The 16,062-nt window shown below is 27.2% G+C and carries 15 protein-coding genes and 3 tRNA genes; 8 read left to right on the forward strand and 10 right to left on the reverse strand.

What is annotated here, in order from left to right; all coding sequences use genetic code 11:
* The first annotated feature begins 14 nt into the window (after window positions 1–14).
* From F1B92_RS02085 to F1B92_RS02100, 4 genes are read left to right on the forward strand one after another with little or no spacing between them, the layout of a single operon-like run.
* A complete protein-coding gene (locus F1B92_RS02085; RefSeq protein ID WP_154570262.1) occupies window positions 15–1,124 on the forward strand; it encodes a zonular occludens toxin domain-containing protein in 1,110 nt (369 codons plus the stop codon).
* On the forward strand, window positions 1,078–2,370 hold the full coding sequence (locus F1B92_RS02090) for a type II secretion system protein GspD (RefSeq protein ID WP_154570263.1): 1,293 nt from the start codon (window positions 1,078–1,080) through the stop codon (window positions 2,368–2,370). Before F1B92_RS02085 ends, F1B92_RS02090 begins: the two co-directional genes overlap by 47 nt.
* Window positions 2,371–2,409: 39 nt before the next feature.
* The gene (locus F1B92_RS02095; RefSeq protein WP_154570264.1) at window positions 2,410–3,645 is read left to right on the forward strand and encodes a replication endonuclease; all 1,236 of its coding nucleotides are present in this window, start codon (window positions 2,410–2,412) and stop codon (window positions 3,643–3,645) included.
* Between the two features lie 9 nt (window positions 3,646–3,654).
* Window positions 3,655–4,527 (forward strand): tyrosine-type recombinase/integrase, encoded by an 873-nt coding sequence (locus tag F1B92_RS02100; protein ID WP_154570265.1) that lies wholly within the window; start codon window positions 3,655–3,657, stop codon window positions 4,525–4,527.
* A gap of 77 nt (window positions 4,528–4,604) precedes the next feature.
* On the opposite strand, the gene F1B92_RS02105 is transcribed toward F1B92_RS02100, so the two are convergent.
* The 7 genes from F1B92_RS02105 to F1B92_RS02135 all read right to left on the reverse strand — a co-directional run bounded on the left by F1B92_RS02105 (window position 4,605) and on the right by F1B92_RS02135 (window position 10,236).
* Window positions 4,605–4,679: transfer RNA gene (locus tag F1B92_RS02105), tRNA-Met, on the reverse strand.
* A gap of 7 nt (window positions 4,680–4,686) precedes the next feature.
* Window positions 4,687–4,761 (reverse strand) — tRNA-Gln (locus F1B92_RS02110).
* A gap of 85 nt (window positions 4,762–4,846) precedes the next feature.
* A complete protein-coding gene (locus F1B92_RS02115; protein WP_154570266.1) occupies window positions 4,847–6,187 on the reverse strand; it encodes a sodium-dependent transporter in 1,341 nt (446 codons plus the stop codon).
* 15 nt (window positions 6,188–6,202) lie between these two features.
* The gene (locus F1B92_RS02120) at window positions 6,203–7,540 is read right to left on the reverse strand and encodes a sodium-dependent transporter (RefSeq protein WP_154570267.1); all 1,338 of its coding nucleotides are present in this window, start codon (window positions 7,538–7,540) and stop codon (window positions 6,203–6,205) included.
* 4 nt (window positions 7,541–7,544) lie between these two features.
* On the reverse strand, window positions 7,545–8,882 hold the full coding sequence (locus F1B92_RS02125; RefSeq protein ID WP_154570268.1) for a sodium-dependent transporter: 1,338 nt from the start codon (window positions 8,880–8,882) through the stop codon (window positions 7,545–7,547).
* A 112-nt stretch (window positions 8,883–8,994) separates the two neighbouring features.
* A complete protein-coding gene (locus F1B92_RS02130; RefSeq protein WP_154570269.1) occupies window positions 8,995–9,369 on the reverse strand; it encodes a heat shock protein transcriptional repressor HspR in 375 nt (124 codons plus the stop codon).
* Between the two features lie 9 nt (window positions 9,370–9,378).
* Window positions 9,379–10,236, reverse strand: a complete 858-nt coding sequence (locus tag F1B92_RS02135) for a DnaJ C-terminal domain-containing protein (protein ID WP_154570270.1) — start codon at window positions 10,234–10,236, stop codon at window positions 9,379–9,381.
* Window positions 10,237–10,462: 226 nt separating this feature from the next.
* Between F1B92_RS02135 and F1B92_RS02140 the strand changes: the two genes are divergently transcribed.
* Window positions 10,463–11,137, forward strand: coding sequence for a response regulator transcription factor (locus tag F1B92_RS02140; RefSeq protein ID WP_154570271.1), 675 nt, complete (start codon window positions 10,463–10,465; stop codon window positions 11,135–11,137).
* Window positions 11,137–12,414, forward strand: coding sequence for an ArsS family sensor histidine kinase (locus F1B92_RS02145; protein ID WP_154570272.1), 1,278 nt, complete (start codon window positions 11,137–11,139; stop codon window positions 12,412–12,414). The genes F1B92_RS02140 and F1B92_RS02145 overlap by 1 nt, the downstream gene beginning before the upstream one ends.
* Window positions 12,415–12,668: 254 nt before the next feature.
* Here the strand turns inward: F1B92_RS02145 and cysK are convergent, their stop codons facing one another.
* From cysK to F1B92_RS02160, 3 genes are read right to left on the reverse strand one after another with little or no spacing between them, the layout of a single operon-like run.
* On the reverse strand, window positions 12,669–13,583 hold the full coding sequence (gene cysK, locus F1B92_RS02150) for a cysteine synthase A (protein ID WP_154570273.1): 915 nt from the start codon (window positions 13,581–13,583) through the stop codon (window positions 12,669–12,671).
* 13 nt (window positions 13,584–13,596) lie between these two features.
* Window positions 13,597–14,010, reverse strand: a complete 414-nt coding sequence (locus F1B92_RS02155; protein WP_154570274.1) for an RrF2 family transcriptional regulator — start codon at window positions 14,008–14,010, stop codon at window positions 13,597–13,599.
* The gene (locus tag F1B92_RS02160) at window positions 14,010–15,269 is read right to left on the reverse strand and encodes an O-acetylhomoserine aminocarboxypropyltransferase/cysteine synthase family protein (RefSeq protein WP_154570275.1); all 1,260 of its coding nucleotides are present in this window, start codon (window positions 15,267–15,269) and stop codon (window positions 14,010–14,012) included. The genes F1B92_RS02155 and F1B92_RS02160 overlap by 1 nt, the downstream gene beginning before the upstream one ends.
* Window positions 15,270–15,479: 210 nt before the next feature.
* Between F1B92_RS02160 and F1B92_RS02165 the strand changes: the two genes are divergently transcribed.
* Entirely contained in the window at window positions 15,480–15,812 is a 333-nt protein-coding gene (locus F1B92_RS02165; RefSeq protein WP_154570276.1) for a hypothetical protein, read from the forward strand.
* Window positions 15,813–15,889: 77 nt separating this feature from the next.
* A tRNA-Lys gene (locus F1B92_RS02170) sits at window positions 15,890–15,965 on the forward strand.
* Window positions 15,966–16,062 lie beyond the last annotated feature (97 nt).

Raw genomic sequence — 16,062 nt, forward strand, 5'->3', positions numbered from 1 at the left:
GCTTGGGTAAAAAAATGCTTAATATAATCTTAGGTCCGCCACGCTCTGGAAAAACTTATAAAGCTGTTAAAATTATTTATGATGAGTATCAACTTTATAAGGAAAATAAATCTAAGTATAGATTTATCTACACAAATATAAATGGATTGAAATTTGATGAATTTGAAGGCTTTGTAAAGAAATTTGATAAACTTGATTTTCTTGAAGCTGTTAATCAAGAAAATTTACTTAATAAGCGTCATGAAACTAGTTTTATTGATGTAGGCGATGATTATGACTCATATGCTTTAAAAAATGGTATATACGAAGATTATCATCACTCTTTAATAATTCTTGACGAAGCCTATAATGTCTTTGATAAGAAATTTAACGATTCTCTTGGCAGATTTTTGTCATATCACGGACATTTTGGTATAGATATATATTTTATTCTTCAATCAAAACGACAAACAAATAGAGAGTATCTAGTTCATACCGAGTTGATGTATTTTGCTCAGCCTAGTGGTAAAAGAATTTTATCAAAAATATTTAGATATAAAATTTATTCTACTTGCGATTTAAAAAGAGATAATCTAATAAAAACTGAAAATCTTAAATTTGATAAAAAAATATCAGATTTATATAGTAGCGGATCTAAACAAATTTATAAAAGCTATGCTACTTCAAAGATAATATTTTTAATTTTTTTTATTATTTTTTCATATTTTTTATATCAATTTTTAAAACCTAATAGTACTAATGAAAATTTAAATCAACCAGCTAAAGTTGATTTAAATGATACAAATTCTTCTAGAATTTCTTCTTCTAAAAATATTATTGATAGTGATATAAAATATGATATTTTTAGTTTAAATAAGTCTTATTTTAAAGTTACTTGTTTTTCTAGTTCTTGCAAATTTAGAGGCTATAATTTAGATTTAGCTTTAAATAGCTTTTTAGAAGTTTTAGCTACTTCAAATTGTTATATTTTCCTAATGGATAAAAAGTCTGTCAATTATATTGATTATTATGCTTCTTGTCCTATGGAATTTCAAAAATTTTTAAAAATCTTAGAAAATACAAAACAAGGGGTTCACAATGAAACTTTTACAGAAAATAACTTTATTGGTTCTACTTTTAGGTAATCTATATGCTTTAGAATATAAAAACATTAAATTTAGTGATTTTTTAGGTGAAATTAGCGGTATTACTGGTAAAAACATAGTTATAAGTGGTAATATTGATACAAATTTCGATGTATTTTTACCAACTTTAGACTTAACAAAAGTTGAAGTTATAGGAGATTTGCTGCATGATATATTAAAAGTTAATAATCTTGATTATACAATGCAAGATAGCATTATTTTAATATATAGCACTAATGAAAAAGAAAAACCTATTTTAAATGATTATATTATTAAATTTAAAAACATATCTAAAGAAGATGTTACTAAAGCTTTAGAGCTTTTTCAAGAAAATATAAAATATAGTGTTTATTCTGATAGAGTGCTTTTATTAACTACCGAAAGTCAGTATCAAGTTATAAAAAGTATGATTAGTGGTCTAGATACATCTTATCAACTTAGACAGCTTAGTTTTAGTATAATAGCAACTGATAACTCTAGATTAAAAGAAGTTGGACCAAAGATAGATGTTTTATTAAATTCGCTTGATCACTTTTATCTAAAAGTAATGACAAATGTTTTAACTGTTGACAGCTCTAGCATACGAAAAGATAGCGTTTCTAGCCTTATAAACCTACTTCAAAGTAATGGTATATCTGAATTACTTTATAATCCTAGAATAACACTTATAGACAACAAAGATAGTGTTATAGAAAGTGTTGTTAAAACTCCTATTAAAAAATCAAATATCAATGTGGAAAATTCTCAAACCGTTACAACTGAAGAGGTTATTTATGAAAATGTTGGTTTAAAACTAAATATAAGTGGTGTTTTAATTACTAATGACAGTGTCTCTTTTGCTCTTGATTTATATATTGAAAATTTACTTGATGATAGTAATACTCCAAGAATTTCATCAAGGCATATAAAAACTAATGTTCATCTTACTTATCAAAATAGCTATTTAATCGGTGGTATAAACTCAAAAGAGGTTATAAAAAGTAAAGAGACTATACCAGTAATAGAGCATATCCCAGTTATAGGTGATCTTTTTAGCTATAAAAATGAAAAAATTAACAATTATTCATTTAGTGTTTTTATAACTCTTATACCTGATCCTTGCAAGGTTTATTTTGTTAGGTATCTTAATGATGATGGAACGCTTAGAACAAAAAGCCAAAGAGATATTGACTTAAGTTTTGTTTGTGCGAAGCACAACGCACCAAGCGAACTGGCTGGGGACCCACGAAGTGGGGAAAGCCAGTGAGCCCTTGACTAATTATAATATATATGTGTAGGTTGTTTTATGTATGGCATAACTAAACAAGATCGTATGTATCTAAAAACTAAACTAAAATTTCAAAGGGATTATTTAGATAATAATTATCTTAGCGTTGATGGTGTATCTTTGCCTTACTCCACTTTTTACTTTAGTAGTTGGCATAACCCTAGTAGATATATCGCTGAATTAAATAACCGTGTTGCTAGTTTAAATAAATATGCAAATGATAGGGGATTAAAGTGTATATTTGCTGTTTTAACCTTGCCAAGTGAGTATCACCGTAAAAAGAGTATAAAAACAAAAGGCGGTTTAAGGCTTGTAAATAATTCAAATTTTATAGATGATAAAAATCATACTGTCAAGGCTGGTTCTGATAAGCTTCAAAGTGTAGTTAGAAGTATACTTAATTCAACTGTTTTTAGAGAAATTCCTAAAAAAGATAGAGTATATATCACAACTAAAGAGCCGCACAAGGACGGAACTTGTCATCTAAATTTTATGTGTTTTGTGCCTGAAAATTTTGTTGATAGATGCGTTAAAGCTATTAAAAGGCGTTTTTTATCTCAACAAAATACAATAGAAACAAACATTAAAAATCCAACTTCTTATATTATGAAGTATATTTTTAAAACTCTTGATGATTTGCGTGGTAATCCTAGCCTTGATAATTTAACTGACATAACATACTGGTATATGAAGCATAAAATAAGGCGTGTAACGATGTCTAGAACCTTTGTAAGCCTTGAGATATACCGCAAACTTAACGGACAATATGACTTAATAAGCCTTACCAAAAATTATAATAAAGGTTTTATAACTGTTTTAATAAATCCACAAACTAAAAAAGTAGAGCAGATTTTTGATGAATTTGGTGAAATTTGGCAAAAAAGAATAATAAAACAACCTGCTAAAGAAACTCCTATCAACTGGCAAGAAGTAAAAGAAAATATTCACAATGTAAAAAGAGATAAATTTATACAAAAATTTACAAAAGAATTAAATAAATTTTTATCTAAAAATTCTTTAATTCCTTATGAAAAACAATCAATTTTAGATATGAGTGATTTTAGATTAATTGATTATTACATAAATACAAATCACACAAAAGAAAATATTCAAAGATTAGGTATTTTAGAAAATGAGATGATAAGGCGTGGATTTACAAATTTTACAAGAAATTATGAACTTATAGACATAAACAATATAGAAGAGCTTGAAAATTACTTTGGTAATAAAGGCTTTACAGAATTACCATTTTAAAGGATAAATTTGACATTAAATCAAGTATTCAATAATTATCTAGAATTTTATGAGCTTTTACTTCGTCCTAGCACTCTAAGAAGCGATAAAGCTACATATAATAAACACTTCAAAAATGATTTAGGTCTTAAAGAAGTAAAAAATATAAAATTTCTAGAAATTCAAAAGTTTTGTAATAATCTTATAAAACAAGGTTATAAAATAAAAACAGTTAAAAACATATTAGCTAAACTTAGAGTAATATTTAAATTCTCTATAAAAATGGATCTAATTTCTAAAAATCCTTGTGATTTAGTTGAACTTCCTAGATTTGATAATAAAATATACTTTGATTATCCTATATCTATACAAAAGGAAATTATCAAAGCTATTTTAGAAAATAGAGGCTATAACGCAGATATATATTTCTTTTTGCTTCACGGAAGAAGAAAGTCAGAAGTATTAAATTTAAAGTGGTCTGATGTCAATTTAAAGACAAAAACCTATAAAATACCATTCCAAATCAATAAAGCTAAAAGAGATATGATCTATACTATGAGCGATGAACTATATCAAAGATTATTTAAAAGATATATACAGGCTAAAAGAGATAATCAGCTTAATAACTATATATTTATAAATCCTAATACAAATACTAAATTTATAGATTTAAGAAGAAGTTGGAAATCACTACTTAAAAAAAATAATCTACCTAAAATAAGACTTCACGATATAAGACATTTAGTTGCAACATATAGTATAAATTACTTAAATTTACCAGTAGAACAAGTTAGTTTTATGCTAGGACATACAAATATAACTACAACTCAAAGATATATTACAAATGACATTAAAAAATCAAAAGATACAATTGAAACAATGATTAAATCTGTAAAAGCTTAAATAAATATTAAAAATATAGCCGTATAAATCTTAAGAATAGATTAAGCATTATTTAAAACATTTGTAAAATTGATATTTGGTTGCAGGGGACGGACTTGAACCGCCGACCTTCGGGTTATGAGCCCGACGAGCTACCACTGCTCCACCCTGCGTTGCAAGTGGATGGGGTAAGAGGATTCGAACCTCTGAATGATTGGACCAAAACCAATTGCCTTACCGCTTGGCGATACCCCAGTGATTAAAAAAGAAATTGTATTATAGTGCAATTTCTTTTAAAAGTCAAGTATTTTTTAAAAAAAATACTAAAAAAATTAAAAATTTAACTCAAAAATTGATTTAGCATAATAACAATAATAGCCATAGGTGCTACAAATCTAAGCATAAAATACCAAATTTCAAAAAGCGTGTGGCTCTTCATATAAGGCATAAAAAAACCTTTAACTAAATCTTTCCTTAAAACAAAACCAACAAAAATAGCACTCACAATAGCCCCTAAAGGCAAGGCTAAATTTGAAGCAATAAAATCAAGCCAATCAAAAAAGCTTTTTTGTCCTAATTTTAATATTTCCATATAATCTGTACTTAGCGATAAAATACAGCAAACACTCAATAAAAAAATAACTATACCAGTATAGCATAAAGCTCTAACTCTAGAAATCTTGTATTCGTTAATTAAATAAAATATAAAAGGCTCTATCATTGAAATAGCACTTGTAATTCCTGCAAAAAACAGAGAAAGGAAAAATAAAAAAGCTAAAAAATTTCCAACTATACCAAATTTAGCAAATAGTGTAACAAGAGTAAAAAATACCAGTCCTACACCCTGCTCTTGTGGATTTCCACCAAATTCAAATACAAACGTAAAAACAATAAGCCCCATCATTAACCCTATGGCAATATTTATCAACACTATATAAAACGAACTCGTTACTGGATTTGTATCATCATCCATAGAAGCTGCATATGTAAGTATACAACCCACACCAAGACATAGTGTAAAAAACGAAAGCCCAAGTGCAGTCAAAACAGAATTTACAGTAATTTTTGAAAAATCAACATAAAATAAAAATTTAGAAGCTTGAGAAAAACCATCAATACTCATTGAAAACAAAAGCATTCCTAAAAGCATCACAAAAAGAGTTGGCATCATATATATATTTAATCTCTCAATTCCACTCTTAACTCCTTTTGATACAACAAAAAGCGTTAAAAAAAACGCTATAAAAAAGAAAATTATACTTCCAAAAATATCATTTGAAACAAAGCTACTAAACATATCTCTAGCAGTTTCAATGTCGTTTGGCAATGATTTTAACGCTACAAAAATATATCGTATCACCCATCCTAAAATAACCAAATAAAAAGATAAAACTAAAACTCCACCAATCATAAAAAATCCGCCTTTAGCCCATAAATTTTTATGATTTATCGCTAAAGTTTTATAAGCATTAACTGGATCTTTTTTGCTCATTTTACCCATTAAAATTTCAGCCAAAAAAATAGCAAATCCAATAGTTATTGTAATTATTAAATACAATAAAACAAAAGCAAAGCCACCATTTTGTCCAACAAGTGTTGGAAATTTCCAAGCATTACCAAGACCTACAGCTCCGCCAGCAATAGATAAAATAAAACCTATTTTTGAAAATTGTTCCTTCATAAAAATCCTTAAATTTTAAGCAAAAAGTTGATTTATCATAATATACAAAACCGCAGCAGGGGCTATAAATCTCAATAAAAAATACCAAATTGCAAATACATCTTTACTCATATATTTACCAAACAAAACATAAATACTATCTCTTTTCATAATAAAACCAACAAAAATAGAAACTATTATCCCGCTTATTGGCATCAATAAATTTGAAGTAAAATAATCCAATAAATCAAATAAGGGTTTATTGAAAAAAGTAAAACTAGAAGCCGTATTTGCTTGATATGATAAAATACACCCAATCCCCATAATATAAACAAAAATAAATATTAAAAGTAGTGCTTTTTTGCGACTAAATTTATAACTATTCATTAAAAACACAACACTTGGTTCTATCATAGAAACTGCACTTGTTAATGCTGCAAAAAGCAAAGATACAAAAAATGCTACAGCAAAAATATGACCCGCAATACCTAATTTTGCAAAAAGAGTAGTAAGGGAGATAAAAACAAGCCCTGGACCTTGCTGTGTAGGATCTGCATTAAATTCAAAGATAAAAGTAAAAACTATCAAACCCATCATTACGCCAATTAAAATATTTATAAACACGATTGAGATAGAACTTGTTACTAAATTTGTTTTATCTGGCAAACTAGCTGCATATGTAATTATCGTCCCAACACCCAAAGATAGAGTAAAAAACGCAAGACCTAGTGCTTGAAGCACAGAATCTTTATTTAATGCAGAAAAATTAGGCTTTAGCATAAATTCGGCTGATTTTGCAAATCCTTCCATACTCATTGAATAAAAAAGCATTAAAACTAAAAATACAAATAAAGCAGGCATCATCCAAACATTTAACCTCTCTATACCGCTTTTTACGCCTTTTGAAACAACATAAAATGATATTACTACGCATATTGTATAGTAAAACATTATCACGCCTAAATCGCTACTTAATAAATTTTGAAATATTTTTTTACTACTTTCAATATCACTTGGCAAATAGTTTATGCTACTAATAACATACTTTAAAATCCAACCCATTATAACACTATAAAAAGAAAATATTAAAATCGCCCCCAAAATGCAAACTCCAGCAAATTTCCATCCATTTTTATATTTTGGAGCTAAAGTTTTATAAGCATTCACTGGATCTTTTTCACTAATTTTCCCAATAGCAATTTCACCTAAAAAAATGATAAAACTAACTAAAAAAGTTAAAATTAAATATAATACTATAAAAGCTGAACCGCCATTTGTCCCAACAAGTGTTGGAAATTTCCAAGCATTTCCTAACCCCACAGCACTACCTGCAACTGCTAAAATAAAGCCTATTTTACTAAATTTTTCATTCATTTTTCTACCTTAAAAGCGAAGTTATCATTATTATCAAAACTGCAACAGGTGCAATAAATCTTAAAACAAAATACCAAATTTCAAAGAATTTTTCACTCATACAATGAGAAAAAAACTCCTTTAAACTCTCTTTTTTCAATACAAACCCCACAAAAATAGCAGCAAAAAATCCACCAAGTGGCATTATTATATTTGAAGCCAAATAATCAAGAAGATCAAAAAAACTCTTACCAAAAAATGTTAAATTTTTACTTGAAAATTCTATATAAGAAAATATGCATAAAATTCCTAACATATAAACTATGAAGCCTATTATAAAAATGGCTTTTTTACGACTAAATTTATACTCATTTATAAGATAAAAAATAAAAGGCTCTACCATCGAAACAGCACTTGTTAATCCTGCAAAAAATAAAGCGGTAAAAAATAAAATTGCTAAAATATTTCCCAAAATTCCCATATTTGCAAAAAGAGTGGCTAAGGATATAAATATTAATCCAGGACCTTGCGATGTAGGATCTGCATTAAATTCAAATATAAAAGTAAAAACTATTAACCCCATCATAATGCCTATTAAGACATTAATAGCAATTATAGAAAAAGTGCTTTTTATAAAATTTGCACCATCATTTAAGCTTGCTGAGTAGGTAATTATACTTCCAGCACCTATTGACATACTGAAAAAAGCAAGCCCTAATGCACTTAATAAGGAAGTTGCATTTAAAGATGAAAAATTTGGCACAAATAAAAATTTAACAGCACTAAAAAACCCATCCATACTCATAGAATAAAATAACATAATCAATAAAAGCACAAACAAAGTAGGCATCATCCAAACATTTAATCTCTCAATACCATTTATAACACCTTTTGAAACAACATAAAATGTTATAAAAAACACTATACTAAAGCATAAAATTTGGCTCACATAATCTTGATGAAGTAAATTTTTAAATACCATCTCACCAGCCGTAATATCTTTTGGAAGCTCAAAAAAACTCATATAAAAATATTTAACTATCCAACCAATAATAATACTATAAAAAGATACTATCAAAATAGCACCAATTATACTAAAACCTACAATTGACCAAGCTTTTTTATGCTTAGGGGCTAACATTTTATAAGCATTAACTGGATCTTTTTGGCTAATTTTGCCGATACAAAGTTCAGCCAAAAATATAGTAAAACCAACACAAATTATTAAAAAAAGATATAATATTATAAAAGCTGAACCGCCATTTGTCCCAACAAGTGTTGGAAATTTCCAAGCATTTCCTAGCCCCACAGCACTGCCAGCAACTGCTAAAATAAAGCCTATTTTACTAAATTTTTCATTCAAAATTTACCCTTTTTATAAATTTTGATATATTAGCATATTTTGGCTTTTAAAAGATAAAATTTATATAAATTTATGAAAATAGATTAAATTTTGTGTATAAAATTAACAAAATCTAATTTTTATCATCTAAAAATATTAACTCAAAGCTATTTTTTCTTTTAATTAAAGATCGATTTTTAGAATTGTTTAAATTTAAATTTTCATTTTCTTGCCTTAATTCATCTATTATTTTTTCATATTCTTCTATTTGATTTTTTAATCTAAAAATAACATCAACTCCAGCTAAATTTACCCCAAGATTTCTAGTTAATCTTAAGATCATTTTGATAGTATCCATATCTCTTTGAGAATAAAGCCTCATTTTACCATCAGTTCTACCTGGTTTTACAAGACCTTCTCTTTCATATTGTCTAAGAGTTTGTGGATGTATGTCTAGTGCTTTTGCTACAACACTAATTAAAAAAACCGGTTCATCATAATCTCTCATAAAATTTCCTTATAATTTTTCTTCAAGTATTTTTATAACTTCACTATCAAGTTTATTTATATCTGGCAATAAAACATTTATCTTTAAATACATATCGCCATAAATTTTTGTATTTCTGTTTTGAATACCATAGCCTTTTAAACGAATTTTTTGCCCATTTTTAGTGTTGGGCGAAATTTTGATATTTACATTTTTTCTAAATGTTTTTACTTCAACTTTGCCGCCAAATAAAGCTGTTTTTAAAGGTATATCCATATTTTTATACAAATCATCTCCCTTTAATTCAAATTCACTATCATTAAAAACTACAATTTCAATAATTAAATCACCAATCTCAGATGTTCTAGATGACTTTTTACCTCTGCTTCTTACTCTTAATTTTTCCCCATTTTTAATACCTGCAGGAATTCTTATTTTGATAATTTTTCCATCTAAATTTATCTCTTTTTCGCCCCCTGTTATCGAAAAATCAAAATCTATATTTAATTTTGCGTGAATATCTAAATTTTCACTAAAATTTCCACCAAATGAACCAAAATCAAAATCAAAAGAACTATTTTTAAAACCTCTTTCAAAAATATTTTTTAAAATTTCATCCAAATCTCCCATATTTGCTGAATTTCTAGCAAAATCACTAAAATTTTGACCACCAAACATATTATCGCCGTATATGTCGTATTGCTTTCTTTTACTTTCATCGCTTAAAATTTCATAAGCTGCGTTTATCTCTTTAAACTTTTCTTCCGCTTCTTTTTCTTTATTTATATCTGGGTGATATTTTCTTGCAAGACGTCTATATGCTTTTTTTATGTCTTCATTGCTTGCGTTTTTGCTAACACCAAGTGTTTCGTATAAGCTATTACTCATATAAATTTTCCTTTTTTTGATACTATATTTTATAATTTTTTTAAGTGTGATTATATCAAAAACTTTAGCCTATGTCAATCAACTTTATATAATACAACATTAAATTTTATATTAATTTTGATTTAAAGAATTTAAAAAAACATAAAAGCTTTATTTATTGTAATTAAAAATTTTAATGAAATTTAACAATACATTTGATATAATCTCTAAAATTTAAGGATTTGAAATGAAAAATATTTTAATGATAGAAGATAATGTTGAATTAGCTGAAATTTTAACTGAGTATTTAGAGAGTTTTGATATAAAAGTTACAACTGTAGATGATCCATATATTGGGCTTTCTAAGTTAAATTTAGAAAATTTTGATTTAGTTATTTTAGATCTTACCTTGCCTGGGCTTGATGGTCTTGAAGTTTGTAAAGAGATTCGCAAAAATAGTACAATTCCTATCATAATCTCGAGTGCAAGACACGATCTAACAGATAAAATAAACGCTTTTGATTTTGGAGCTGATGATTATATGCCAAAACCATACGATCCGCAAGAATTGCTTGCTAGGATAAATAACTTAATTAGACGAAAAAATGACATCAAACAAAACGAAAATTTAAAAAACAAGGATTTAATTATAAATGAATTTGAACATATAATCACTTTTAAATCAAAACCGCTAAATTTAACGGTTGCTGAATATGATATATTGAGATATTTAATAAAAAAAGAAGGTGGAGCAATAACAAGAGAAGAGCTTATTTATAATTGTGATTCTATTAGTGAAAACTCTACAAATAAGAGCATAGATGTAATAATAGGTCGCATAAGGTCAAAACTTGGTGAGGACTCAAAAGATCCTAAATACATTCATGCAATACGCGGCATAGGATATAAATTTATTCAATAATGAAAAATTTATCTATATTTTATACAATAACTTTTATTTTTATCTTATCTACAACTAGTACTGCACTAGCTTTTTTATGGCTAATGAACTACGATAAACAAAACTATTCAAATGAACTAAACACAAAATACTCTATCATTTCAAGTGCAACACTTTTTAAAATGGCAGGTCTTATCACTCAAAAAGAGTATGAAAACAGAATAAAAGATTTTAATATTAAAATATTAGATGATGAAGACAAAAAAGATGATGTGATAAAAAATGGTGAAATTTTAGAAGAGATTGAAATTGATATAGGATCTTCAGCAATTATCCTTTATAAAAAAAATCATTTCTTAAAAATAAATCAGAACAAAGATGTTTTAGTTATTCAAGATGGAGATTATCAACAATATCGATATGATATCATAAAGGTAATTTTTGCAATAGTTTTTTTAATTAATATCATATCGTATATTTTTATAATCAGAAAAATAAAACCACTTAGAAAACTTAAACGCCAAATAGATAAATTTGCTAGCGGAAATTTAAACATCCTAAACACCAGTACTGGAAAAGATGAAATTAGCGTAGTGGCACAAGCATTCTATGATGCTGTTATGCAAATAAAAAAATTAAATGAATCAAGACAACTATTTTTAAGAAATATAATGCATGAGCTAAAAACTCCAATCACAAAAGGAAGAATTGTAGTTGAAATGATAGAAGATAGTAAAAACAAAACAAGACTTATTGGTGTCTTTACAAAATTAGAAGAGCTAATCAACGAATTTTCTACTCTTGAGAGAGCTACATCTGGCATTATGATAGATGAAGTAAGTCAATGTTTTTTACAAGATTTAATCGGTGAAGCAACAAATTTAGCTATGTGTGGAAGCGATTTAGTTGAAAATAACTCAAAAAATATCCAAATTTATGTTCAAAAAAAGCTTTTTGTGATTGCAATTAAAAATTTAATAGACAATGGAGTGAAATATTCTACCGATCAAAAAATAAAAATTTATTTAGAAAATAATAATCTTGAATTTCACACAACAGGAAAAAAGTTGCAAAAAGACTTTAGCTACTATATAGAGCCATTTACAAAAGGAAAAAATGCTTTTGAAAGCTTTGGTTTGGGGCTTTATATAGTTGATAATATCATAAAATCTCACTCGATGAAATTTTGCTATAGATATGAAGATGGTGTCAATATTTTTAGCTTTGATGGTATCGATAAAATCTTAGTCAAAACCAATAACGATTTAAATTTAAACATTATTGATAAAGTTTTATAATTTTGAAGGCTAAAATTATGTAAAAATCTTACTTAAGATGAGAGTTTATTTGATCAATAAAGCTTATTGCAACATCTTTAAAACATTTCAAATTTAGCTTTTTATCAAAATAACTTAGCTTAAATTTAAAAATAAAGTGTTTTTAGAACTTAAATATATAAGCCCACTAAACTTCATTTTTATTTAAAAATTAGTAAAGAAAATTTATAGAATTCAAAAACACAAAATCAAATTTTCTTTACTATATTTATAATTTATTTAAATAAATCTGTTGATAGATATCTTTCCCCAGTATCGCAAAGCACAGTTAATATCGTTTTACCACTATTTTCACTTCTATTTGCAACTAAATTTGAAGCAAAAATATTTGCCCCGCTTGAAATTCCAACCAAAAGCCCCTCTTTTCTAGCTAAATTTTTAGCGGTTTCAAAAGCATCTTCATTGCTTACAGTAATAATCTCATCTATCAAACTTTTATCTAAATTTTCTGGTATAAAATTTGCTCCAATGCCTTGAATTTTATGGCTTCCTGCTACACCTTGACTAAGAAGTGGCGAACTTTTTGGCTCAACTGCAATTATTTTTACATTTGGATTTTTTTCTTTTAAAATTTTACCAACCCCGCTTATCGTTCCACCAGTACCAAAACCAGCCACAAAAACATCCAAATTACCATCCGTTGATTCTAAGATTTCTCTTGCAGTTGTAACTTCGTGAATTTTTGGATTTGCAGGATTTTCAAACTGACTTGGAATAAATGAGTTTTTATTTTTACTTGCAAGTTTCAAGCTCTCATCTAATGCACCTTTCATTCCTAAAATTGGATCTGTTAAAACAAGCTTTGCACCAAAAGCAGCTAAAAGCTTTTGTCTTTCAATACTCATCGAACTTGGCATAGTTAAAATAAGTTTTAGTCCATAATAAGCACAAACCATCGCTAGTCCAACTCCAGTATTTCCGCTAGTTGGTTCTATTATTATGGTATTTTCATTAATTAAATTTTTATCAAAAGCATCTTTTATCATCGCATAAGCTATCCTGTCTTTTACAGAATGACTTGGATTTAAAAATTCAGCTTTTGCTAAAATGGTTGCATTTTTAGAAAATTTATTTATTTTCACTAAAGGCGTATTACCGATAAGTTCAGTTACATTTTGTGCTATTTTCATATTCTTTCCTTTTTTAAATAACGAAATTTAAATATTTTTCATCTTTTTGTTTTTGTTTTAAAATTTGACTTAAGGGTTCATCTAAAATTTTCTTAATCTCTTCATCGCATTCATTGAAAAAACTCATAATAGCACTATCTTTGATATTTAAATTTGTGATTTTTATATCTTTTTCTAATGCATTAAAAATTTCAAAAAATGTTATCTCATCTAAGCTTTTTTTTAAAAAATAACCACCTCCTTTGCCCTTTAGACTAGAGATTAAAGCACTATTTCTAAGATCATTTAAAATTTGCTCTAAATAACCTTTAGAAATTCCTGTTTTATCAGAAATTTCTTTTATAGAAATTGGTGAAATCTCGCTTGCTTTTGCTATTTCAAAAATGGCCATCAATCCATAAATTCCTTTAGTTGTTAATAATGCCATTATTTTAAAGCCGCCTCTAAATCTGCTATTAAATCATCCGCACTTTCCAGACCAACACTTAATCTTATAAGCCCTTGATTTATTCCAACCCTATCTAGCTCATCTTGGTTAAGTTGTGAGTGAGTTGTTGAAGCTGGATGAGTTATAATCGATTTACTATCTCCTATATTTACTACAACTGAGAAAATTTTTGTGCTATTTACAATTTTTTTTGCACTTTCAAAATCACTAACTTCAAAACTTAAAAGCCCACTAGCTAAGCCATCTTTAAATTTATCTTTTACAAATCTATTATCAAAACCAGGATAATTTACTTTTTTTACTTTTGGATGATTTTTTAAAAAATTAGCCACTTTTAGAGCATTTTGAGAGTGTTTTTCTACTCTTATTGATAAAGTTTCTAATCCTTGTATTAGCTGAAAAGCATTAAATGGAGAAATACTAACTCCAATATCTCTTAAAACAGTAAGCCTAAGTCTTAGAGTATATATATCAAAATTATCTATTAAATCAGTATAAACAAGTCCATGATAGCTCTCATCTGGTTCATTGAAATGCGGATATCTTGGGTTTGATTTAAGTTTTGAGTTTAAATTTTTGTTAGATATAATTACTCCGCCAAGGCTAAGTCCTTGACCGCTTATATACTTGCTAGCACTATGTATAACAACATCAACTCCATCTTTTAAAGGATTGTAAAGAATTGGTGTTGCTACGGTATTATCAGCTATTGTTATTACATTATATTTTTGTGCTATTTTAACTATTTCATCTACATTGGCCACTGAAATTTGAGGATTTGAAAGAGTTTCAAAAAAAATTGCCTTTGTGTTTTCATCTATCAAACCGTCTAAATTTGATGGATTTTGACTATCAAAAATTTTAGCTTTAATTCCAAATCTTTTTATAGTGTGAGTTAAAAGAGTTGTAGCACCTCCATAAATTTGCTCTGCTACTATTATATTATCTCCAACACCAGCTAAATTTACAACCGCACTAAAAATTGCAGCTTGACCACTAGATGTAGCGATGCCTGCTGCTCCATCTTCTAGTGCTGCCATTCTAGCTTCAAAAACATCAACCGTTGGATTTGTAAGGCGTGAGTAAATTTGCCCTAAACTCCTTAAAGCAAATCTATCAGCAGCCACTTCTGCCGAACCAAAATCATAAGCGGTGCTAAAATATATAGGAACAGCCATCGAACCGTGTCCAAATTTTGAGTCATAACCTGCATGGGTTGCTAGAGTTTCTTTTTGCATATTTTATCCTTTTTATAAAATTTCGGCAATTATAACAAAAATAAAAATAAAAGTCAAGGTTTTTTATATATATTAATTATTTTTAAAAATAACGATTTTTTAGTAATTTATTTGCATTAATAAAATAAATATTTTGAATACATATTTATTTACTAAGATATAATTATAAAAATTTTATTTTTTAAGATATAATTTTTAGAGGAGTAAAATTTGAATAATTTAGATAAAGAAAAACGAGTTAAATACATAAGAGCGTTAGAAAGGTTTGTAAAATCCGCTATTTTGATTTTAAAACGCGATGATTTTGATAGTGAGCTTTTTAGAAAACGTATTAATAAAAATTTAGAGGCACTAAATAAAGTAGAAGCTATTTTTTTAGATCAACCATATACAAAGGCCTTAGAAAATTTTGCTAAAACATTGATTTTAGAAGATGATAGAGAAATTTTGATAAAACAAGCGAATTTATTAGGAAAGCTCAAAAATTCTAAAAATTATAGAAAAGATAAGCATAAAACTCTAAAATTTAAAGATGAGTTTTAGAGTTTAATTAGTAAATTTTAAAAAATTAAGCTAAATTTAAATGATTTAATTATAGAATTAATTTTTTAAATTTATATGTCTCATTAGCTCAGCTGGTAGAGCATCTGACTCTTAATCAGGTGGTCGCAGGTTCGATCCCTGCATGGGACACCATCTTTTATCACTACACAAAATATCTTATTTAAATTTATTATCATTTTAAACACGCTAATTTTATAAATTCAATATTTTCAATAATAATAATGAATTT

This window comes from Campylobacter portucalensis (assembly GCF_009690845.1).
Taxonomy (GTDB): domain Bacteria; phylum Campylobacterota; class Campylobacteria; order Campylobacterales; family Campylobacteraceae; genus Campylobacter_B; species Campylobacter_B portucalensis.